We start from the raw sequence: 22,669 nt of genomic DNA on the forward strand, positions 1-22,669 counted from the left end.
GCCACTGGCATTACACCCCGGCCTACAACGTGGCCTGCATTGAAGACACCCGCTGGGACGAGACGCGCTACGGCTACAATGCCAATGACCAGGTGGTGACCGCCCAGTTTGGCGGGCCGCGAGCCTGCGACGAACAGTTTGTGTATGATGCCGGCCAGCATCTGCATTACCAAAAACGGGTACCGGAACGACTCAGTGAAGACCTGCGCCAGAGCTACCACACCCAGCAGGCGGGGCGGGTGATTCAGCACGGGGCCTGCGCTTATCGCTACGATGAAAACGGGCGACGGACAGAGAAGACCGAGCAGCGACGGGGCTACCGGCCGCGGACCTGGCGCTACCGCTGGGATGCGCAAGACCGGCTGACCGGGGTTATCAGCCCGGAAGGCACCCGCTGGCGCTATGGCTATGATGCCTTCGGGCGACGGATTAGCAAGCGGAAGGAGACAGACACCGCCGGACCGCCGGTGAAACCGACCGCGATAATCGGCTATGATTACCTGTGGAGCGGGGAGCAGCTGATTGAAGAGACGCCGGTGTATGCGGACGGCACCGTCGGGTATGAGAACAGCATTCACTGGCTGTATGAGCCGGGCGCCCTGACGCCGCTGGCACGGCATGAAAAAGGTCAGCTATACTATGTGGTGAGTGATCACCAAGGAACGGTGCGGGAAATTCTGACCGAAGCCGGGGAGCTGATATGGGCCGGACGATTACTCACCTGGGGCGAGCCGGAATGCTGGCCGGTGCTGACGGTCAATGACCCGCGCAACCTGACGTGTAATCTGCGGTTCTGTGGTCAATATGCGGACCCGGAGAGTGGTTTATGCTATAATCGCTTTAGATATTACGATAATGAAACAGGCCAGTACTTATCGACAGATCCTTTGGGGTTAGCAGGAGGAGTAAATCCTTACAGTTACGTGCATAATCCGACGGGTTGGATCGACCCATTAGGGCTGACTGGATGTTCAGATCCTAAGAAATGGGATATTGACAGCTATGGGAACTTAAGGGATTCAGTTAAAGGAAAAAATCTAGCACTTGATTCCCATCATGTTGGTCAAAAAGCAATAATGAAAGATCTAGTGAAGAATTATGATCCTAAAACGGGACCATCAATGCTAGTTCCTAAAGTTGGACATACAGTTTCTAAAGATGGATTAGGAATTGTATCTAGAAGCCGAATAAACCCAGCAACAGGTAAAGAATTTACTAATGTAAGAAGTGTGATTGCCAGAGATATAAAAGAGCTAAGAAGAGTTTACCCAGAAATTCCAAATAGTAAGCTTAAAGAGCTTATTAATATGAATAAAGATATGTATCCAGAAGTTAGATTTAAATGAATTTAAAAGGTAACTATATGAAAAATGATGAGAAAATAATAGAATCTATTTTTAGTGAATTATTTGATGACAACTTACCCCGTTATCAGAATAGTTTAACCAGTCCAATAGATAATAATGATGATGTGTATGCTAAAGCCAGAAAGGCATTATCAAAATTAGATGAACAAGACAAAACAGCTATTTTCGACTTCTTCAAGGTAGTAATATCTGACACATCATCAACTATATTTGGAACCATTGATGGTTCTCACTTTCCACCCAATATAGATGGTGATTTTACGTTAACTTATGAAGACGAAGAAATACAAGGAAGTTTACAAGACTTATTCATAGAAAAAGCTGAGAATAAAGGTATTTTTAATTAAAAAAGTAAGGCTGAAAGATCTTTCGGCCTTACTTATGATCTATCTTGGCGAATACCCTCGGTAAGCCAGAGCGGATTGAAGCTTACCGATGGCATCTTTGATCTGATACGCTTCTTTTGCGGGCAGTACGAAGACGAGGAAAGCGGTTTATTTTATAATCGGCACCGTTATTACGAGAGTGATACAGGCCAGTACTTATCGCCGGACCCTTTGAATCTTAATGGCGGATTTAACCCGTACAGCTATGTCCATGATCCGGTCAATTGGATTGATCCTCTGGGGCTGGCTGGTTGTGATCCTCAAATTAATGCTGAGCATGTTTTTCATGGTGAAATAAATCGGAGAGGAAGAGCAGTCGGTTTTCACCACGAAGCGAGTATAGGTCATCAAAGGAAAGCCCGTATCACTGAAATTACAAATCCTCCAAATGCACATGGTGTTTATCAAGGAAGAGTTGAAGTGTTTGATGCTAGAACAAACCAATGGGTAGCAAAAGGATCTGATTCAACATTTTTCCCTCAATCTTGGAATCGACAACAGGTAATGTCAGAGATCAGAGGAGCTTATAAAAACGGCACCATACAGCCGAATGGAAAATGGTCAGGAACTTCTCCTAGTGGAATTAAGATAGAAGGATGGCTTGACGCTTCAGGCAATATAAATACCGCGTTCCCAAAATACATTGATTAGTAGAGGATGTATGAGATTTTTTATTGATAAAGATGGATACCCCGAAGTGGATCTTGGTTATGAATATCATGTATTGGCAGACTTTTTAAGTGGTGATATTCAAGGTAGTTTACGTGGTGTAAATGAATATCTTGATTTATGTGAATCGGTTAAAAATGGAGAATTACTGCAATGGGAAGGCACTGGCAATGCCCATACTGTCACTATCAAACTGGATAGCGTCGAGATTTTTAATGAGTACACCGAAGAGAGCTTAACAATCTCAACGATAGAAGAGTTCAGAAGCTATCTTGAAAGGTGGAAAGAATTACTTTTGAGTAGAAAATAAACACTAGAAAGCCGGAAAGATCCGCGTGATCTTCCGGCCCTGTTCTACTTGACTCTCAATTGAAGGAAGAAATACCAAGAGTAAATGCTGGCCGGTGCTGACGGTCAATGACCCGCGAAACCTGACGTGTAATCTGCGGTTCGCGGGTCAGTATGAAGACGAGGAAAGCGGTTTATTTTATAATCGGCACCGTTATTACGAGAGTGATACAGGCCAGTACTTATCGCCGGACCCTTTGAATCTTAGTGGCGGATTTAACCCGTACAGCTATGTCCATGATCCGGTCAATTGGATTGATCCTCTGGGACTGGCAGGATGTAACAAAAAGGATTATGAATATGACATGGTGAATAATCCTGGTCCATTATCTCATCATCCATATGATATTCGTTGGGCTCCTGCGGGTAATTTTGCCGGTGGTAAATATAACTCTAGGGTATTAGACGAAGATCTTATTCTTTATCGTGGAGGAAATGGCGGCGGCGGGCAAAATGCTTTAGGGCAATTGTTCACCACTTCACCGCCAACATCTGTCGCCCATGTGAGAATAGATACAGCGGTTAAACCTCAATGGTTTAATGAAGCTGGAGAATTAACAGGTAAATCACCGATAAATGCCGTATATAAAGTAAAAATTCCTAAAGGCACTACTATTTTTGAAGGGCCTGTGGGATATCAAGGTGGTATATATTTAGGAGGACAGAATAAAATGCAAATTTTTGTTAAAGAACCTTGGAAAATAGATGGTGTCAAAGTATTACAAGATTGGCCTTTGAGGTGATATATGGATTCTATTGAACAAGCTGAAAAATTACGACTACTTTTCACTTCATTATGGGAAATCATGTATAACAATGGTGAGAGAAATTGGATAAATGGCATCAATATAATTATCACCTCTCTCACCCCGCCAAATTATAATGGCCTTGAAAATGCAAAAGATGCAATTGAAAGCGCTAACCGCACATTTGGTTCTATGTTAAGAGGAAATGGTAGTTTTTCTGATTATTTTATTTGGAAAGATGATTTCAAGGAGAGAATTAAAGCCAATGAGGAGTTTGATAAAATAAAAAATGATATTTATAATTTACTGCCTTAATTAAATATTTTTTATCAAAAACAATTACAGCCGGAAGATAATAAGAGTTTTCCGGCTTTTTAATACATGAAAATATATGGTTATGAGTCAGAAGATAGTGACTTGGTTAGCTTGAATGAAATCACATTTCAAGCATCTGTTGATGAACTTAAGGAATTAGTTTTATTCATAAATAACTCTATTTCTCTAATTGAGCTTAATGGCGATAAATTTGGTCATGAGCACCTTAGTGATTTTATTAAAAGTAAAAAAAACAAGAAACCAGATGTAATAATTACATCAATGAAAAAGCAATAATTTAGTTTTACGTTGCATTAAATAATAAATAAAGCCGGAAAGTTCCTTCGAGATCTTCCGGCCTTCTTATGATATCTACCGTGGCGAATATCCACTGTATGCTAGAGCAGATTGAAGGTAATACTCCGGCGAACTGGATAGACCTCTCGGGCTGGATGGATAGATACACATGGATTAGCTGGATATAGTGCATATCTGAGAGGCTGGGGAAGAGGTAAAAAAGGCTTTGAAAATTTCTGCAATAACTCAACTCAAGAGCAATTTATGAAGGCTTGGGATAATCCTAGATTTAGAGACAACATAAAGGATCGTCTCCGCAAAAATGGTGACTCTAAAGATGGAGGATTTCATGAATGGTTGCCAGTATCTCAGACTGATAAATTCAAAGAAATGGGAGTAACATTTAATGAATATATGAAATGGAGAACTTCTACAGGTAAAGTTAAATTCTTGTATGATAATGGCGTTATGGGAACGCATACAATCCCTCATTCCGGTAGTGTTTCTCTTCAATCTTCATTAGCTCACCGCGAACTGATAGCAATGGCCGATAATGCAAAAAACATCAATGGATATCTAGCTGCTATAAGAAAATGGTCTAGTAGACGACTTACTTTTGGCCCACTTGACTTGCCTTTTTAATTAGGTGTACTGATATGACTATGAAAGAACAATATGCTGTTTGGTGTTCAACTTCAACCGACTATACATCCATTTTAAATAATTTTATTAATACGGATAAAGGTTGAAAATTTGAGCGTGATTTTAATTTGAAAAATAGTTTAACAGATTATGATCATGCAATTGTTATTTGGTATGGAAAAGAACAAGGTGAATTAGGAGAAATAGATAGAGAAGATAATCCTGCCTTAGATCCAGGTTTTGATTTTATAACTCGGCCAGTTACAATAAAATTAAAAGAAAACAATATAGATAAAATAAGTTATCTTTTTGCTATTCCTGATTTTAAATATGATTTAGATATAAAAAAAGTGATCTATTTTTCTTCGTCGGAAATATAGAATGTGAGAGGAAAAATAGTAGTTGGCTAGATGAAATATTAAAAGATATGTAAAAGATAAATTAACTTGCATATTACAAGCCAAAATTATTTAGCCTATCCATTTTAAAAATCCGGAAAGATCCCCGTGATCTTTCAGCTTTTTTATTTTTAATAACAAATAGCTTACATGGTTGGAATTATATATACTCAAGATACTTCAAAGTGCATGTTTGAAAAACGATTATGTTGTTGAATTTAAATGTTTTTATATCTGACAGCTCAAGCATCTTGAAGTTCATTCGGTATATTAAATATATAACTTAAAATCACAAAAATATAAAATAAATAAGAAGATAAACAAAGGAATAATACAGAAAAATATAAGATTCATAGTAAATATATACATAGTCAATATTTTAGATATTTTATTCTATTTTCTCTCTGAAACAGTAAAAAACCGGAATCGCTTCCGGCTGGCTTCTTTCTTACCGTGGTGAATATTCACGGTAAGCTAGCGCCGACTGGTTAGTACAATGGCAAGGCATCAAGGCAATCACAATGGTTACTCTAGGGCTATTAAAAATGCACTAGACAAAATAAACTTAAATCAGTCTGTTAATGAGATATCAAAACAGGTTGCTGATATACAAAATTTAGCTAAGAAAGGAATGATGAATGGAACACCAATAAGAGCTAAAGATATCTCGAAAGGAAAAGCCAAAATAGGCAATCAACGTGCTTTAGAAATGTGGAATAAAATTTTAGGGGTATAATAATGAAAAGCGAAAATAAGAAGTTTATAACTGAACCAATGAGTTTTTTATTTTCAGATAATCTTTTGTCAGGGGGAGTAAAAGCACCTTCTGATATTATCCTATTGGAAGATAAAGACAAATACCTCAGATTATCATTAAGTCAAGATTTACCAGATGGATATTTAGTCTGGCAAGATCTTATAGAAAATAGCGTTGGTAAATTTTCTTTAAAAGATAACTATTCTGAAGCTGAAGATTACTTAGAAGATATTGACGAAGAATACAGTGACTTACAAGAGGAAAAGACATTAATTTATAGAAAATCTAAAATAAAAAAAACAAATACAGAATACGATGATTTTTATTTTGAAATTTTAGATGAAGTCTATTATCAACTAAAAATGTTATCTATTCAAAGGTATATATTAGGCGAACAAAAGGAATCAATCTTGGAAAAGATCTTTGAGATATATAAAGAAGGGTTGTATCCATGCGGAATGACTAAGGATGAAAAAATAGTCGCCTTTAATCCAATGATATTAAAAACTAGTTGATATAGAAAACATATTCTCATGAAAAAGCCGGAAAGATCCCCGTGATCTTTCCAGCCTTGTTATTTTTATGCTTAAAATAAATATTTCACAGGGTTGGCCTTATATATTAAATATATAACTTAAAATCACAAAAATATAAAATAAATAATAATATAAACAAAGGAATAATACAGAAAAATATAAGATTCATATAAAATATATATATAAGCTATATTTTAGCTATTTTATTCTATTTTCTTTCTGAAACAACAAAAAGCCGGAATCGCTTCCGGCTGGCTTCTTTCTTACCGTGGTGAATGCCACGCCAACGCCGACGGGTTAGTGCAATGGCAAGGCATCAAGGTAATCATCACGGATATATTGATGCAATGCTCTGGATAAAATAAATCTAAATCAATCAATTAATTAATTAATACCATATCGAAACAAGTAGCTAACATTCAAAATATAGCTAAAAAAGGCATGGAGAATGGTAATATTATTAGATCCAAAGATAGGTATAACACTAATATTTTTGGGAAAGACGTAAATCAAATAGGCAGACAAAGAGTTTTTGATCTCTGGAGTAAAATTTTAGGATAATTTAATATGGGTGAGATAATAAATTTTTATATGGAACCTGTTGAATTTTTTAAAAGTTCGGATTTTTTATCCGGTTCTATTGAAGAATTTAATGAATATAAAATTATTGATAATAAAGATAGGGCATTAAAGCTTTTTTTCGATCAAGACATACCATGTAACTATATAGTTTGGAGTGATTTTTTCTCTGATCTGGTATCCGAGTTTTATCTTCATGAGGATTATAATAAAGCAACAAAAGAATATCCTTGATAGAGTAAAAATATCTACCCAGGATCAAGTTAAAGAAAATATGAGAAAAAGAAAATGATATCTTATAAGAAAGAAACAAGAGTTAGTTGATAACATCAAATACGATATTTTTCTAAATGAAGTAAATGAAGTAAATGAAGTAAATGAAGTAAATGACGAATGTAATGACATGTTAAATATGATAAGCATTTATCGATATTTATTTTCTTTTAATCAAGACGCTAAATTAGAAGCCATATTTTCTATGTTCAAAAAAGGAGTTATGCCGTGCGGTATAAAGAAAGACAAAAAGACATGAGTTATTTTCAACACCAAACCCACCGCCAGACCAGAACCTTCACCACAACATTATAAGGCAGTGATATACCGGCTTTCAGAGCGCTTTCGAGTACCGTTTCAACTGTTGCCAGGGTAAACGTCTGCCCCTCTAACGTGCCGGTGAAGGTCGAGCGGCGGGAGAACCATTTTTTCAACATGCTAGTTTCCCCTGCACATCAGCAGCCCATTATCAAAAACACTGCCCATCACCACTTGGTCAGCCAACGGTGCCGCGACGCTGATTGCCGCCAACATCTGACCATGGCTTTGGTGAATCACCTGAGCGCGTTCTGCTTCCCCATTTGAGGCAATCGCCAACTGCCAGACCAGAGATGGTGAACGCACTTGCGCATCCTTTTGGTACGCCGCCAGTTTCAGCAGTTGTGGGTGTGCGGCCACCAATAATCTGTCCCCTTTTTCATCAGGCATAATATTGTCTACCCCGTGCAAGCCGGTTGCCCGACTCAGTAACATAGGTGCCGTCCCACCTGGTTGCCATGCCCAACTGCTTACGGCACCGCTTGTGGTTTCCGCCACATACAGCCGTTCCCGTTGTCGGTCATAATAAATACCGTTCGCAAAGTGCAACCCATCGAGCAATGTGTGCACCCCAGAATCATCGATCAGTAATACGCGTGCGAGTGGCAAGCGCAGGTAATCTTCAATGCGGCCGAGCAGACCGGAATACGCGTGATCCCGTGTGAGCAACCAGCGGGTTTTATCAATGACACTGATATCATTGATATTTTTTCCAACACTGCGTGACAACGCAGGTTGATAAATCAGCCGCATTGCTGCACGTTCAAAACGGAAAACGTCAATACGGTCCTCTTGATGACGATGATTCACCACGTAAACCCAGGTGTTTCCCTCCTGTTGCCATACGTCTATACCATGCGGGAAAAATTCCGCTGGATAATCCCCTGGCAGCAGCAAAGGTGCCTGTCCCGGTTGTAAGTAATAGAGGGCACCTGACGCATTACCATGGCGGTTAAGACTGCTAATTAACACACCGCCATCTTGCAACGGCACGATATCTTCAGCTCCGTTGACACCCTCTATTTTTCTACACTGCTGCATGTGAATATCTTGAACGCGGTAGAAAACGCCCGCATCAAACAGCAGATTGATCGTATACGCCAACGCAGCAATAACCAGTGCAATACCCATCAGCTTTTTCATCAGGCTTCCACTTCAGCAGGTGAATAAAATTGCTGATTCACTGCGTCCACGCCCTGCTCCGCCAAGACATTGATCACAGCCAGGTAATGTTCCAGCAACTCAGCAGCTATATGCGCAGAGAAGTAACGCTCCTGATAGTCCAGCTCGATTGACAACCCTTCAGCCATTTCCACTACGTTCACCATTAGCGGGAACTCAACTGCACTGACAGGTAGCATTGACAGGCTAGCTTGCCACTGGCGCATTTCGGTCAGCGGTGCATGAGGTTCAACATTGAACGTGGCCAGCACAGGGAATTGTGCGCTTTCGCCATGGAAACAATGAGCTGGTAATGCTGGCGCATCACGCTGAGCCAACGCAGCTTGATGTATCGCAGCAACAAATTCAGACAGTGACGAGCTGGCGGCACTGTCAAAACAAAACGGCATCAAACTGACACATTGCCCCACAAGCCCTCCACTCCGTTCAAAATCCCGACCGGAATTCGGTACAGCAACAGGCAGCAAAGAGTGACCAATAAACCTCTCTAAGGCCAACACAAACAAGGCGCTCAACATCACAAAACGAGTTACCCGTAGCTTTACGGCAGCTTTCCGTAACTGAGACGGTAATTCTGGGTAATCCACGCTCCCTTTTAAGCGCTTACCTTGATATGGTGCTACTTGCTGAATAACCAGTAACGTACGCGCAGGGTTCAAACGCAGTGTTGGTAGTTTAGCCAAGCACTGGGCAATAAGGGCAGTATTTGCCGTCTTTTCCGCATGTATAAAGCGCAAATAGCTTGGCGCTGCTGCCAGTTCAGGCAACTGCCCTGCCACGATGGAATCATATATATGGAGTAATTCGCGCAGCATCACCATAAATGACCAACCATCTGCAACGGTATGGTGCGCGGCCAAAGCCAGCGTTGAGCCGCCGACATGCCGTAACAGTAATACACGAGCCAATGGAGCAGTTAACAAGGTGAACGATTGAGCCGCAAACGCCGCCAATCGGCCATTATTTTCTGCCTGTTCACTGCATTCTTCGGTAAAATCTACGCCACCTACGCAAGATGCCATGACCTGCAACTCGCCAGTGCCGTTGAACTGCATACGCAATGCTTCATGGCGTTCACTCAATAGAGTCCAGGCTTGGCGCATCATGGAACCATCGATCTGACGAGCCGTTTCGATGACGCAACCAATGTTACCCGCGCGTAGCCCCAACTCCCCCTCAGCGGCCAGCAGTGTAAAACGCTGTTGGCGGTCAGTGGCAGGGTAAGATGTATTAGGTTGCAAACCATCCTCACCGAAGAAGCCATCGGCACGCATGGCATTGAGGCTTTCTTTAACCGCAGTGATAAACAGCTCAATATCCTGTGTGGTGTGCGCAGTGGACACAAAGCAGTTACGGCCTTCCCAAATAAAGATGCCGCGCAACATGAGATGATGGAACAAGATGTCGTAGTTACCGCTAAATTTGAAACGGAATAAACTGCCAGCGGAAACAATTTCGATCGGAGTTCCCGTCGTCGCAAACCAGGTGTTGAGCGTTTGCGCGAGGTCGTTCGTTTTCTGGTTGATATCGTCATAGAGTCTAGGGTGGTTCTTGATATATTCGAGTACGGCTTTGCTCGCAGCCATGGTCAGCGGGTGTTTGGAGAACGTCCCCGCAAAGAAAATCAGCTCGGCCTGTGGCCAAGACTCATCACCATATTGCCAGAAGCCACCATCGATACTGTCCATAAAGCGTGCAGAGCCAGCAATAACACCAATTGGCATACCGCCACCGACAATTTTCCCATAGGTAGCAATATCTGCTTTCACGCCGTAATACGCCTGTGCACCACCGGCAGCCAAACGGAAACCGGTAATCACCTCGTCGAACATCAAGGTGATATCGTGTTCAGCCGTCAATTTACGCAGCGCATGCAAATATTCGCGCGGTTGATGGTTGGGATACCGGCTTTGTACCGGCTCAACGATGACCGCTGCTAATTGATCGGCATATTTAGCAATCAGTACCAGGCTCTCTTCACTGCCATACTCAAGTACCAGCAGATCCTCTACCAGTGACGCTGGTGTACCGGCAGCAATAGGTATCGCGTGCTCTGGTGTCTCCCCTCCCTGTTGGCGTCCCAAAATGCCGTCAAACACACCGTGATAAGAACCGCTAAACAGCGCCACTTTATTTTTGCCTGTCACAGCGCGCACCAAGCGTATGGCGCTCATTACCGCTTCAGAACCAGAATTACAGAAAGCCACGCGCTGCTGACCCGTCAGCTCTGCGATCAACGTTGCCACCTCACCAGCAAGGGAACTCTGTGGCCCAATTTGCATGCCTTGGGACAACTGCGCGGCAACGGCTTGCTGCACGCATTCCGGCGCATGCCCTAACAGGTTGGCACCAAATCCCATAGTGAAGTCAATGTATTCATTGCCATCCGCATCCCAGATACGGGCACCTTGTGAACGCACTCCGACCAAAGGATAGAGCATTTCTTTTGTGGATAAACGGAAGCCCGCAGATGCTCGGTTATCGGCCAAGACGGCGCGGAATTGTTGAGCATTATGTTTCGAACTTGCCGTTTTCCTGACAAATTGCTCAGTCAGTTGCTGAATATGTCTGTCACGTTTAGCCCCCAGCGAAGCCTTTTGGGTTTCCTTTTTTAACCAACTGTTGTGCGCACCGGCTTTAGTCGGTGTTGCATTGGTCTGTGCCTTATCCGTAACCGTAGGTTTAGCCACCAGTGGCTGCGGGAGTGTCGCCACTGGTGCGCTGGCCTCTACAGCGGGCAGTGCCGGAGCGGGTTGAACTATGCCGCCATTGAGTAAGCGAAGCTGTTGTGACATGATCTCTAACTGCCGTGCAATCAAGCCTTGCAGTGTTTCAGGAGCCGCAACCGATACCGCCCCCCCGAGTTCGCCCGCATGAACCGATGTAGGTGTTACCGTGGGTTCTGCACATGGCACAACGGGCATAGCACCGCGATTTTCATTAACCGGAGCAACGGGTTCCGCCACCTGGGCATGCTCCACGACATAGTGGAGCACCGCATCCAGCGTATTTAACTCTTCAAACAGTGAGCGCATAGGGATCGCGACCCCGTAACGATCTTTAATGGTATTGATTGCATCCAACAGAACCAACGAATCCGCGCCCATTTCCAGAAAAGGCAGATCGTCATCCAAATCCTCAGGCTGCGCCCCAAGATACCCGGCTATAATCGCTTTTATTTCGCTCCGTAATTGGTGGTGTTGTGACATAACGTCCTCATGTGAAGATGATGGCTGCATTAACTTTTCATCCGCCAACCAGTAGGTTTTTTTACAAAATTGGATAGCTGGCAGCGTCAACGCCTCACGGCCCATTGCGAGGTACAGCCTGTACCACTCGATGTCATGCCCGTGTTGCCACAATGAGCCAAGCAGCGTCAGCAGTGATTGATATTCATGTCGATGGTCAGCCGCGGCCAATACGTGTTGCCCACGGTCTGTCACAACAACAAATTTGCCCAGCGAACTGTCTGCACTCAGATCCACAAACGTATATTTCTCTTCTTCAAACAGTGCCCTAATTCCTTGCAAAAAGTGAACCGGTTGCCGAATTTGCTGGACCCAGTAGTCAGCCGTCGTATATTGACGTACCTTGCCGTCAAGATTGCTGTAGAAAGGCAGATTCCCTTCTTTAAAATCAATGTGTTGCGTTAGCCAGAGTTGATACTCTGACAAGATCGGGTCCATCAGGTGAGAATGGAATGCGTTGGCGGTTTTAATACGCCGGGCATGACCGCCCAGCCCAGAAATGTCTTTCAGGCAGGCTTCAATCGCCGCAGTACTCCCTGTAATGGTTGTCAGCGTCGGCGTATTAAACGCAGCAATGGCAACCTCTCCTGCCCATGGGGCGATGTAGCGACGAACCTCATCTTCACCGCTGAACACCACGGCCATCGCGCCATGTTGGGTCAGACTGCCCATCAAGTGGGCGCGTTGGTGAACCATTGCCAGCCCGTGCTCCAACGATATTTGACCAGCAATAACCGCGGCGCAATATTCACCCAGGCTATGACCAATCACGGCCGCTGGGCGTAACCCAAGCTGCATAAAACTCTCTGCTATGGCATAGCTGCACGCAAACAGGGACAACTGACAAGTTTTAGCACAGCGCTGCCAGCTGTCGTCTTGAGCATGTAGCGCCTGGCGGATATCGATTTGATAACGTTGTAAAACCGTATCAGCCAGTTGGTCAAAGCACTTGCGATAATATGGCAGATGCTGATACAAGGCTGACCCCATGCCAATTTGTTGCGTTCCCTGCCCAGGGAATAACCAGACCTGAGGCTGCGCTTTGCCCGCTTTGCTACCGCTGATTTGCATCAGGTTCTCGGCCAATTGCTGGCGGTTGGCCCCAAAGGCAAACCCACGGTAGCGTGGGTGGTCATAACGGGTATTGACCAGACGGCACCACGCCGAGACGTCAGCATCATGTTGCAACTGCAAGCTGCGGTATACACCGTCACGCTGGGCGTTAAAACCCTGTTCTTCATGCGAGGCCACCAGCAGTAACGTTAACGGTAACGCTTCCTCTTCACCTTTTGCCGCCTGCGGACAGTCACGCAGGATCACGTGACCATTGGTTCCCCCAAAGCCAAAACTACTGACACCTGCATAGCGTTGGCCCTCAGCCGACTCCCATGCACAACTGCGGTTCCCCGCTACCGAAACTCGGCGGCTAATGGCGGCAATATGAGGATTGATTTGTTTGAAATTTAAATGAGGTACACGCTGTTGGTAGTGCAGCATTAAGGCCACTTTCACAACCCCAAGCACGCCCGCGGCGACTTCCAGATGACCAATGTTCGTCTTGATCGACCCCACCTGCACCGCTGCGGGTTGATGGCGTTGCGCGAACACCGCCTCCAGCGCTTGAAATTCAATCAGGTCGCCCAATGCCGTACCGGTACCGTGTGCTTCCACGTAATCGATATGGTTGCTATTGATGCCCGCCTCGGCCTGCGCCCGTGCGATAACCGCCTGTTGTGATAGGCCATTCGGCGCAGTGATCCCATTGCTACGACCATCCTGATTGATGGCACTCGCTACCAGAGTGGCATAAACCCGGTCACCATCGGTCAGTGCTTGTGCCAGTGGTTTTAAAATGACGATGCCACATCCTTCACCGTGCACATATCCGTCGGCCCGTGCATCGAAGGTTTTACACCGGCCATCTGGCGCCAACATATGCGCCTGCGTAAAGACGGTCTGTAAATGCGGTGTCAGAGCCAAGTTCACGCCGCCAGCGATAGCCAGCGTACTACGCCCCGAACGCAGGCTTTGTATCGCCGTGTCAATCGCGACCAGAGAAGAGGAACAGGCCGTATCAATTGCGACACTTGGCCCTTTGAAATCATAAACATAGGAAATGCGGTTAGCCGCAATGCTGTGCGCATTACCCAACCCGCTATAGGCAGAAACCCGAGCGCCCGAGAGCAAAGCATAATCACTGGCGCTGATACCAATAAACACCCCGGTATCACTTCCCCGCAAGGTGGAAGCCTTTAACCCCGCATCAGTTAATGCCTGCTGCACGGTTTCTAACAACAAGCGATGTTGCGGATCAATATACTCAGCCTCACGCGGCGAAATCCCAAAATAGCCAGCGTCAAACTCACTTACGGTGTCAAAGAAACTGCCTTTACAATTAAAACCGCTTAACGCCGAGCCAGCCCAACGGTGAGCGGGAATATCTCCGGTCGTACTTTGTCCTTGTTGTAGCAACGACCATAACGCCTGAACGCCGCTGTGCCCCGGCAATTCAACCCCGATTCCTATCACCGCGATAGCATCGTCAGTGATAGCCACCGTAGCCGCGGCTTTTTGCTCCGCAGGCTGCAACAGTGCCACGGCCAGTTTATTGATGGTCGGATAATCGTAAATCAACGATGGAGAAAGCTCACGGCCCAGATGCTGTTCCAACTCACCTATCGCACCAACGGCTTGCAACGAGTTCAGCCCAAATGTCGTGAACGCATCATCCCAATGCTGTTGGTTAACGGTCCTGTTAACCGCCGTACTGATAATACCTGCAATAAATGACGCTAGCGCCGGCACACTGTGAAACAGACCACCATCTGTACAGGCCGGTTGTGGTTGAACCGCTCGGCTGCTCCATTGCACAACTAATGCATCCTGTTGGTACATTGCCTTGGCACGAGTTCGTTGCAGTTTGCCACTGGTCGTGCGTGGAATCGCCCGTCGACCAACCCATACCCACTCACCCAGTGTTATGCCATGCCGGTCTGCCACTGCTGCATTCAGGCGGTCGTTTAACGCTGCTGTATCAACAAACTCTTTGGCGCGTTCCGGGATTTCCAGCAAGGCAACGGCCTGCTCTGTCTGCGCAATGTCACTGGCAAAAACACAGACGGTGGCATTGGCCAGCAGAGCATCAGCGTTCCGGATCGTTTCCTCAATATCTGTTGGGTAATGGTTCTGACCATTGACAATCAAGAGTTCTTTCACACGCCCAGTAACGTACAGCGATCCTCGCTGTTGGAACCCCAAATCACCACTGCGCAACCAGTGTGCCGATTCATTCTCGATCTGAGCATGGAAAGTAGCTGCTGTCGCAGCAGCATTATTCCAGTAACCGCTCGCAATGCTGGGCCCACGCAACCAGATTTCTCCCGTTTGTCCAGCCTCCAGCGCACGCAGGTTAACGGGGTCGACAATGCGTACTTCGGTATTTGGCAACGCCTGACCACAGCTGACAACACCGGGATCTTTTTCATCTTCATTGGTAACGACCATTCCCTGACCTTTATCCATGCCGGTAACGATCAACGTGGTTTCCGCCATGCCATAGCAGGGTAAAAATGCCTTAGCACCGAAGCCAGTATGGGCAAAATGCTCACCAAACTGGCGCAATGTAGCAGGACGAATAGGCTCAGCCCCGCAAAACGCCACATCCCAGAAGGAGAGATCTAAACCTTCAGCCTGTTGCTGGCTAATTTTACGTACGCAAAGATCGTACGCGAAATTGGGCCCCCCCGATGTAGTCGCACGATATTCTGAGATCTGTTTTAACCAGTTAAGCGGGTTTTTCATCAGCATCATTGGTGACATCACCCGGCATGGAAACGCCCCATACACGGGCTGTAGCAGTCCACCGATAAGCCCCATGTCGTGGAAATGCGGCAGCCATATCATGCCGCGGCTTTCACTGTGATGACCAAAATAGTGGTGAATAGCCTGTGAGTTTGCCCACAGATTGCCGTGGGTAACCATCACTCCCTTTGGCGTACCCGTGGAGCCTGAGGTGTATTGTAAAAATGCCAGATCGGTGTCAGTCATCTGCGCAGGATTAAATACCCCAGCAAAATGGCGTTCAAGATAATGGAGGCGATATCCCGCAGGCAGTGATATCGCTTCCGGTTTATCAAAAGTAAAAATAAGTGGAGGTGACGGTAAAGTCAGTTGTATTAACGTTTCGGTTCCTTTCCCGGTTGTTACAATAAATTCTGTTTTCGCATTGCGTAAAACGCCAATAAAACGCTCCCACGCATTTCCTGAGGATTTCGCTGGCATAGGGACCGGGACAGCAATCATTCCTGCATAAAGGCAGCCAAAAAACGCCCCAATAAAATCTTCACCGTCTGGATAAAGTAAAATAACCCTATCACCGCGCTGACCATATTGCTGAAGTGCGCTTGCTAATGATGCTGCGCGTTGGTGCAATTGCCCATAGCTTTGATTTTGTATCTCCCTAGAACTTCGTAAAAACTCAAATGCCGTCTTGTCGGTATGTTGAACAGCAAGTTCTGGCAATAGTTGGTTGAAGGAATTAAATCCCCTGTTAAACAACTGGTGGGACGGCATAATGATTAGCTCTTTATACCCGTTATCTTTCAAGTTGCCTCTTTGTTGGCTGCGCTCTCTCACCCCGGTCACATAGTTTGCTATGCTCCCGGGGATTCACTCCCTTGCCGTCGCGATGCATCTTGAAATCCATAGGGTATATATATGAAAAGTTAAATTAGCCTGAAATTATTTTGCAGCACGACCCGCCAGCAGATCGTTGCAGAAGTCATTCCATACTTTCAGCCACAGGTCTACTCGCTGTTCCATTTCATCAAAGCGATCTTCGGTAATCGCCTGACAGAATAAGATCCAAGCATCCTCAGAATGACCGTCTTCAATTGATCCACCGGTTTCGGTCTCTACGTGAATACTGTGATAACCGGTAGACACATCAATATCTGTCGCTACACCCACGCTTTTCGCCCAAGGCGTAGCAAAGTCGTGGAACACTGTTTCAGCAACGGCTAATAGTGCCACCAACTGAGGGTAGTCACCGTAGGCATTTTCAAATGTCGCGCGGCATGCCACTGAACTGGACATCGGAAACCAAGCTTTCACCTCATTCTCACTCATCCCCAATTGCTCGATGGTGTTGAAGAATTGCACATAGTGAGCCAGTGCTGGTTGCCCGTTATAGCCACTGTCAGAGCCTGTTCCTGGGTGGAAACCTAACTCATCTAGCAGGTTAATTTGCAGCAAAAAACGAGCTGCCATTTTTGCCCGCGCACCCAAACGCCCTTCCAGCTGTTTTGCTGAGCCCAACGCTTCGATCACCGCATCGGTAAATACTTGGGCGAAGGCGTGATAAAACTCCAGATGGAATATCCTCATCTGGCTGATGTCGAACTCACCGCTATTCATCTTTAACAAAATTGGGTTTCTCATCAGCGGGTGCGCTTCAATGCGATCGATTAATCGCTTTGCAAACTGATGATTACGCTGATATTGGTTATTTTCGACGGTTGCAGCAATAGCATCCCTGCCGAGTTGACGCGCACTCGGTAATTTTTCCATGATTAAAATCTCAATATAAAGACTACGATTAATAGATTACAGGGCTAACACCCTGCCCACGGCCATTACAACTAATGCAAACATCCCACAGCTAAAAGGAATAACCTGAACATACTTGAACGGTAAATAAAAACACGAGGCAATCAATAATACAGGGATTCCGATAGAAAGAATCATCATGCAGATTGTTGCGTAATACTTGTAAATATAAGGAACCTGTAAATCGTCAATGTTCATACCGTATAAGATAGAAATCAACGGCAACATGATAAAAGCAATATGAGCTAGCCTGAGCATCCTACGATTTAAGTCTGTATAGCTCTCATGACCTTTAGGTGCACGGAATGGCCCTTTAAAAGCATACATTCCTATTAACCCACCCATCATAATCCCGACAACAATACCCCCCCAACCAAAGGCAATCAGTATTTCTCTGAGATTAGCCACTGTATTTCTCCTGATTATTATTAATACATAAAGAAGATACTTATGATATAATAAGCACCTTTATAAAAATCCGCCTTGAAAAAATGATTATATAATCTTGGAGATATATAATTAGAAATCTGCAAATTGTTTTGTTTTAGAATAATGAATCGGTTGTTCTAATCGTGGCATAGTAATACCGTTCATGTCAATCTTAACCTCATTTTCATTTACATCGTGTTGCCCAATAAAGATATACCCTATGGATTTCAAGATGCATCGCGACGGCAAGGGAGTGAATCCCCGGGAGCATAGGTAACTATGTGACCGGGGTGAGCGAGTGCAGCCAACAAAGAGGCAACTTGAAGGATAACGGGTATATCAGTTATATATAGCCAAGTAATGCCGCTTTAGCTATTGCCTGGAATTTATTCTTACAATCCAGTTTTTTGACGATATTCATTAGGTGAAAATCAACTGTACTTTTAGTGACACAAATGGTTGATGCAATTTCAATTGATGTCATCCCATCTGCGGTATACCTTAATACTTCTAATTCTCTATGTGAAAATGAGGTATTATCGATATAGAACGATTGTAAATACTTTGTGTGTGATGTTAAGTATCTTATTATCCTAATATATACTCCTAAAATTTCTCCACTACATTTATACATTGTCTCGTTATCAATAGGCCCATCTTTTCCCGCAACAGAAAATATTCCATAAGTTCCTGAAAATGCAGGAAGACCAAAGGTGATCCCAGAACGAAATCCATATTTCTGATTAACATACCAAAGCTCTTGCCCATTAGATTTGGAAAAAAAATCCAAGTCCCATATTTTTGAAAAAGAAGGTGGCACAGGTCGGAAATTTAGAACGGGATCAATCATCCAATACTTTTTTTCTATATAAAGGGCTCTCCAAGATTCATGATAATTATTAAAGAAATATACGTCTCGATTAGAGATAGGAAAGCGCGCTTTTAATAAAAGGGAGAACAAACTAAACCCCGAAATTTTGTTAATAAGCTCACAAATTTCAGCCACAAAATGTACATCTACATCTAATTTATGAAAATTATAGGGTAAGGTATATGGTCGATAAATATTCATTCAACGTCCTCTTGAAAATTAAGAATATTGATAGTGAACCCTAATATTTATTATAGTATCAAAATTTACACTTAATAAAGAAAATAATTATTTACTGTTATACAGAAGCAAGATTTGATAAGCCACAATGTATTTTTCGTAAACAAAAGAAATTATATCAATAAGATTGAAATTTTAATAATCAGGTAAAACAATATATATAAAAACATATTATAGTCATATTAAGAATATTAAATCGCTTTCAATGAAATATAAATGATTATTTAATGTCTTAATATAAAGTTTTCATGTTTTATTTTTCGCAAAAATAAATTAACTAAAATACTGAACTATATGAAGTAGTACCTGATAAATATATGAGTAATTTTCCCATATAAACTATGATTTATACCAGTAGCTGTTTCAACTTTAATAGTTAATTATATAAAAAGAAAGTTATAATAATAATAATGAGCAAGCAAATAACCTTTCAATTCCCAATAAATAATTTAAATATGTAAGAGGTGTTATGATGAGTGAAGTCATTCAGGGTAAAGATGATATTGCTATAACCAAGAACTCTATTACAGCTGATGTAACCTTTGTTATTGATATTGATTCAATTATTGAATATCTTCGTACTAATAATCTTAAAAGTTCTCTGGACCCTAAAGATCCAACAATTATCCGTCAGCATGTATATATAGCTAATTATACTCCAGAGCTTGGATTGAAAGTGGCGAGTTCATCTGGTGCCCGTGTCACTGTTCCCATTAATGCAAATATTAGGTGGAGGGCTACAACGGTATCTAATAATTTCGACTATACGATTATATTGTATAAATTCAAAAAGCTTAGTATAGGAGACGATGTCATCTCTGTCCCATCACAAATATGGTCACAGAACCCTATGGGCAAAAAAGTTCCAATGGTCCCTTCAGGTATTAATGCAAATGAGGATGAACCTAAGATAATTTTTGTTGAATCTCAAGATAGTTATTTCCAAGCAACAGCTCATAAACCAGGTGTAGAACAATATACATGGTTCTTTGCCGCTTATGACGGTAAAAAGCTCCTAGGTTATTATCGATATGATCCATATATTGAAGTAACTAATAGCTAAGCATTTGTATGCTTTCATTTTCTACTGGAAAATTACTAAAATAATTTTCCAGTATTTTTATTTTTTAATTTAATTAAATGTCTGTAACAAACACTAATTTATATAATAATATTATTGCCTTATAAATAAAATCTTATAACATCCAGGTAAACTCTATTCCTCACCATAAATTCAACAATCTTCCGACAATTATTCTGTCATCAATTCAGAGGATATTCTTTCTATTATCTATTTGTTTAGCTAAAATAACTTACAAGAACTATTACATCTGACATTATCGTCTATCAAGCTAAATAACAGCAAATTAAAATTTAGCTTATTATTACTTTCTTAGATTAAGTTTTTCTTTATTTAAAAATCTTCCTAGTACAGCCTTATCTATTTTTTTAAAACACCACCCGTTACTTATTCCACTTAAGTTAATTCATTAATAAGCAATAAAATCATGGCTCTTATTAACTCATTATTATCCGAATAACCAACTAATTAAAATTTCTAATAGAAAATCGAGATATAAAAGAAACGCCACTCGTTAATCAGAGCAAGATATAACCAATAGTGTGCTTTAATAACGAATAAATTAGCCAATATGTATGTCATTACTATCAGGCTATCACCCTATATTTATGTTTTATGGCATAAAATATCATCCTTATCGGTGAATTAATGATAAAAAGAATATCTATTCTCATATTAGGTTGTATTTCCTTTCAGATAATCGCCTCACCGGCAGAGATAAATGATAATCTGCCAATGACTGAGGCTAGAAGGACTCTGCAAGATAGTTCCAGGGAAATTAACCAGCTGATAGAACAACGCCGATATCAGCAACTAAAGCAGCAGGCTAATACAGTCTCTGAGTCAACTCCTGCGCCAGTTTTGCCGGAATCTAAGCAATGTCTGCCATTAACCGGTGTTTACCTTAAAGGGATCTCCCTGCTCTCTGTTCGGGATTTAAGTACGCTCAGCGCTTTGTCCCCGGCGTGTATCAGTAGTCATGATATCAATCGGCTCAGCCATGAACTGACTCATCTTTATATCAGTAAAGGCTATATCACCGCCCGTGTTCAGTTTATTGCGCCTAATACCGATGGAGAGTTAGGGCTAAATGTTATCGAAGGGTTTATTGAAAAAATCGAAGGCGGTGATCGCTGGGTGAATAGTAGGATGTTATTTCCCGGTCTGGAAAAACAACCACTCAATATTACACAACTCGATCAGGGTTTAGATCAGGCTAACCGGCTACAGTCCAATAAAACCACCCTAGATATTTTACCGGGAGCGGTGAATGGTGGTTCGGTGATTAAATTACATAATCAGCGCAGTAAGCCTGGGTTATTGAATATCAAAACTGATAATTATGGGCAAAAGAGCACTGGGAAATGGCTGGTCCGCACAAATGTCAGTTTTGACAGCCCATTTGGTTTATCCGATTTCATCAGTCTGAATGCCAGTAGTACGTTAGATAGCCCATCCAACCGGTATAGCCGTGCTTATACTCTGCTTTATTCAGTGCCCTATGGCGCAGCAACATTCAGTGGGTTTGGTAGTTATTCCCAATATGCCAGCCATCCCCATTTAAAAATGAGAACGATAAAGATTTATGGTGATACTCAGCAAATCGGCATGCGTTCCGATTTTGCCTTCTATCGTAATCAATCTCAGATTAATAGTGTCAGCGGGCAATTAACTTACAAGAATTACAATAATTACTTTAACGATGCCAAGATTGGTGTCAGTAGCCAAACATTGAGTGTCTTTGAACTCGGTGTTAATCATTTACATATCATTCCAACCGGATTAATCACGCTCAATCTGAGTGTTGAACAGGGTTTGCCTTGGTTTGGAGCACAAACCGGAACCGCCTATCTCGATAAGCAGTTCACCAAAGGCAAGTTGATGGTCAATCTACATCAGCGTTTTATGCTGTTCAACTCGCCTTATCAGCTCAATAACCTGTTTTATGGGCAATACAATCAGCGCGGTTTGCCCGGCGTCGAATGGCTGAATATCACTGATCGGAATGCAGTCCGGGGATTTAGCAAAAATACACTATCCGGGGATAACGGCTGGTATCTGCAAAATACACTGTCCCGGACGTTTCCCCTCGCCAACAGCACATTATCAATGCGTATCGGTATTGATATTGGCCGGGTTCAAGGATATCGCAGCCCACAAGGCTGGCAAAGCAGCGCCGGAATCAGTTCTGGCGCCACACTGAGATACCAGAGCATGGTATTCGATCTAGAAACCAGTCGAGGAAAGTTACTTTCTAATCGCCGAGCATCTGATGAACCCATTCAGGTGCTAGTCCGTTTTTCTTACACCTTTTGATGTTTTTAAGCAGTACCCAACGCTGTACACACAGCAATATAACTAAATAGATAGAGACTTAATG

Annotated in this window: 18 protein-coding genes and 3 pseudogenes; 14 read left to right on the forward strand and 7 right to left on the reverse strand. The window is 43.0% G+C overall.

The features are described from left to right. Both AAC155_RS04000 and AAC155_RS04005 read left to right on the forward strand, forming a co-directional pair. Positions 1-971 (forward strand): annotated as a pseudogene (locus tag AAC155_RS04000) (RHS repeat-associated core domain-containing protein); the annotation flags it as partial. Positions 972-1,363: 392 nt separating this feature from the next. Next, the gene (locus AAC155_RS04005) at positions 1,364-1,714 is read left to right on the forward strand and encodes a hypothetical protein (RefSeq protein WP_113041132.1); all 351 of its coding nucleotides are present in this window, start codon (positions 1,364-1,366) and stop codon (positions 1,712-1,714) included. 39 nt (positions 1,715-1,753) lie between these two features. Here the strand turns inward: AAC155_RS04005 and AAC155_RS24370 are convergent, their stop codons facing one another. Further along, positions 1,754-1,840 (reverse strand): DUF7706 family protein, encoded by an 87-nt coding sequence (locus tag AAC155_RS24370; protein WP_441343299.1) that lies wholly within the window; start codon positions 1,838-1,840, stop codon positions 1,754-1,756. On the opposite strand from AAC155_RS24370, the pseudogene AAC155_RS04010 reads away from it, so the two are divergent. The 10 genes and pseudogenes from AAC155_RS04010 to AAC155_RS04055 form a co-directional block, all read left to right on the forward strand. After that, positions 1,829-2,404: pseudogene (locus AAC155_RS04010) on the forward strand (EndoU domain-containing protein); the annotation flags it as partial. The gene AAC155_RS24370 and the pseudogene AAC155_RS04010 overlap by 12 nt on opposite strands. A gap of 10 nt (positions 2,405-2,414) precedes the next feature. Further along, positions 2,415-2,732, forward strand: a complete 318-nt coding sequence (locus AAC155_RS04015; RefSeq protein WP_113041133.1) for a hypothetical protein — start codon at positions 2,415-2,417, stop codon at positions 2,730-2,732. Between the two features lie 124 nt (positions 2,733-2,856). Then, positions 2,857-3,063 (forward strand): annotated as a pseudogene (locus AAC155_RS24375) (RHS repeat-associated core domain-containing protein); the annotation flags it as partial. A gap of 453 nt (positions 3,064-3,516) precedes the next feature. Next, positions 3,517-3,831, forward strand: coding sequence for a hypothetical protein (locus tag AAC155_RS04025; protein ID WP_113041134.1), 315 nt, complete (start codon positions 3,517-3,519; stop codon positions 3,829-3,831). Positions 3,832-3,897: 66 nt separating this feature from the next. Further along, a complete protein-coding gene (locus AAC155_RS04030; protein ID WP_113041135.1) occupies positions 3,898-4,128 on the forward strand; it encodes a hypothetical protein in 231 nt (76 codons plus the stop codon). 264 nt (positions 4,129-4,392) lie between these two features. Further along, positions 4,393-4,770 (forward strand): hypothetical protein, encoded by a 378-nt coding sequence (locus tag AAC155_RS04035; RefSeq protein ID WP_113041136.1) that lies wholly within the window; start codon positions 4,393-4,395, stop codon positions 4,768-4,770. A gap of 128 nt (positions 4,771-4,898) precedes the next feature. Further along, positions 4,899-5,150: a hypothetical protein gene (locus AAC155_RS04040; protein ID WP_229015786.1), complete on the forward strand. Its 252-nt coding sequence runs from the start codon at positions 4,899-4,901 to the stop codon at positions 5,148-5,150. A gap of 514 nt (positions 5,151-5,664) precedes the next feature. After that, entirely contained in the window at positions 5,665-5,904 is a 240-nt protein-coding gene (locus AAC155_RS04045) for an AHH domain-containing protein (RefSeq protein WP_113041137.1), read from the forward strand. Positions 5,905-5,906: 2 nt separating this feature from the next. Continuing rightward, the gene (locus AAC155_RS04050; RefSeq protein WP_113041138.1) at positions 5,907-6,440 is read left to right on the forward strand and encodes a hypothetical protein; all 534 of its coding nucleotides are present in this window, start codon (positions 5,907-5,909) and stop codon (positions 6,438-6,440) included. 588 nt (positions 6,441-7,028) lie between these two features. Further along, on the forward strand, positions 7,029-7,274 hold the full coding sequence (locus tag AAC155_RS04055; RefSeq protein WP_240002813.1) for a hypothetical protein: 246 nt from the start codon (positions 7,029-7,031) through the stop codon (positions 7,272-7,274). Between the two features lie 305 nt (positions 7,275-7,579). On the opposite strand, the gene AAC155_RS04060 is transcribed toward AAC155_RS04055, so the two are convergent. The 6 genes from AAC155_RS04060 to AAC155_RS04085 form a co-directional block, all read right to left on the reverse strand. Then, complete coding sequence (locus AAC155_RS04060) at positions 7,580-7,750, reverse strand: hypothetical protein (RefSeq protein ID WP_228902698.1); 171 nt, start codon at positions 7,748-7,750, stop codon at positions 7,580-7,582. A gap of 1 nt (position 7,751) precedes the next feature. Continuing rightward, positions 7,752-8,774, reverse strand: coding sequence for an arylesterase (locus tag AAC155_RS04065; protein WP_113041139.1), 1,023 nt, complete (start codon positions 8,772-8,774; stop codon positions 7,752-7,754). Then, positions 8,774-16,633: a type I polyketide synthase gene (locus AAC155_RS04070; RefSeq protein ID WP_113041140.1), complete on the reverse strand. Its 7,860-nt coding sequence runs from the start codon at positions 16,631-16,633 to the stop codon at positions 8,774-8,776. The genes AAC155_RS04065 and AAC155_RS04070 overlap by 1 nt, the downstream gene beginning before the upstream one ends. Before the next feature lie 168 nt (positions 16,634-16,801). Next, positions 16,802-17,629, reverse strand: coding sequence for a hypothetical protein (locus tag AAC155_RS04075; RefSeq protein ID WP_113041141.1), 828 nt, complete (start codon positions 17,627-17,629; stop codon positions 16,802-16,804). A 36-nt stretch (positions 17,630-17,665) separates the two neighbouring features. Then, entirely contained in the window at positions 17,666-18,076 is a 411-nt protein-coding gene (locus AAC155_RS04080) for a CorA family divalent cation transporter (RefSeq protein WP_113041142.1), read from the reverse strand. Positions 18,077-18,440: 364 nt separating this feature from the next. Then, complete coding sequence (locus AAC155_RS04085) at positions 18,441-19,169, reverse strand: LuxR family transcriptional regulator (protein WP_113041143.1); 729 nt, start codon at positions 19,167-19,169, stop codon at positions 18,441-18,443. 511 nt (positions 19,170-19,680) lie between these two features. Here AAC155_RS04085 and AAC155_RS04090 point away from each other — a divergent pair. Continuing rightward, positions 19,681-20,271 (forward strand): inclusion body family protein, encoded by a 591-nt coding sequence (locus AAC155_RS04090; protein ID WP_113041144.1) that lies wholly within the window; start codon positions 19,681-19,683, stop codon positions 20,269-20,271. Between the two features lie 666 nt (positions 20,272-20,937). Continuing rightward, a complete protein-coding gene (locus AAC155_RS04095) occupies positions 20,938-22,605 on the forward strand; it encodes a ShlB/FhaC/HecB family hemolysin secretion/activation protein (protein ID WP_113041145.1) in 1,668 nt (555 codons plus the stop codon). The last annotated feature ends 64 nt before the right edge of the window (positions 22,606-22,669 follow it).

Origin of the sequence: Photorhabdus sp. HUG-39 (genome assembly GCF_963878365.1) — a bacterium.
GTDB classification, from domain to species: Bacteria; Pseudomonadota; Gammaproteobacteria; order Enterobacterales; family Enterobacteriaceae; genus Photorhabdus; species Photorhabdus kayaii.

Excerpts from the sequence above, each read along its gene's own strand:
- AAC155_RS04025 (WP_113041134.1), top strand. The coding sequence starts at position 3,517 with ATGGATTCTATTGAACAAGCTGAAAAATTACGACTACTTTTCACTTCA.
- AAC155_RS04005 (WP_113041132.1), top strand. The coding sequence starts at position 1,364 with ATGAAAAATGATGAGAAAATAATAGAATCTATTTTTAGTGAATTATTT.
- AAC155_RS04085 (WP_113041143.1), bottom strand. The coding sequence starts at position 19,169 with ATGAATATTTATCGACCATATACCTTACCCTATAATTTTCATAAATTA.
- AAC155_RS04035 (WP_113041136.1), top strand. The coding sequence starts at position 4,393 with ATGAAGGCTTGGGATAATCCTAGATTTAGAGACAACATAAAGGATCGT.
- AAC155_RS04050 (WP_113041138.1), top strand. The coding sequence starts at position 5,907 with ATGAAAAGCGAAAATAAGAAGTTTATAACTGAACCAATGAGTTTTTTA.
- AAC155_RS04015 (WP_113041133.1), top strand. The coding sequence starts at position 2,415 with ATGAGATTTTTTATTGATAAAGATGGATACCCCGAAGTGGATCTTGGT.
- AAC155_RS04070 (WP_113041140.1), bottom strand. The coding sequence starts at position 16,633 with ATGCCGTCCCACCAGTTGTTTAACAGGGGATTTAATTCCTTCAACCAA.
- AAC155_RS04075 (WP_113041141.1), bottom strand. The coding sequence starts at position 17,629 with ATGGAAAAATTACCGAGTGCGCGTCAACTCGGCAGGGATGCTATTGCT.
- AAC155_RS04065 (WP_113041139.1), bottom strand. The coding sequence starts at position 8,774 with ATGAAAAAGCTGATGGGTATTGCACTGGTTATTGCTGCGTTGGCGTAT.
- AAC155_RS04045 (WP_113041137.1), top strand. The coding sequence starts at position 5,665 with ATGGCAAGGCATCAAGGCAATCACAATGGTTACTCTAGGGCTATTAAA.
- AAC155_RS04095 (WP_113041145.1), top strand. The coding sequence starts at position 20,938 with ATGATAAAAAGAATATCTATTCTCATATTAGGTTGTATTTCCTTTCAG.
- AAC155_RS04055 (WP_240002813.1), top strand. The coding sequence starts at position 7,029 with ATGGGTGAGATAATAAATTTTTATATGGAACCTGTTGAATTTTTTAAA.
- AAC155_RS04030 (WP_113041135.1), top strand. The coding sequence starts at position 3,898 with ATGAAAATATATGGTTATGAGTCAGAAGATAGTGACTTGGTTAGCTTG.
- AAC155_RS04060 (WP_228902698.1), bottom strand. The coding sequence starts at position 7,750 with ATGTTGAAAAAATGGTTCTCCCGCCGCTCGACCTTCACCGGCACGTTA.
- AAC155_RS04090 (WP_113041144.1), top strand. The coding sequence starts at position 19,681 with ATGAGTGAAGTCATTCAGGGTAAAGATGATATTGCTATAACCAAGAAC.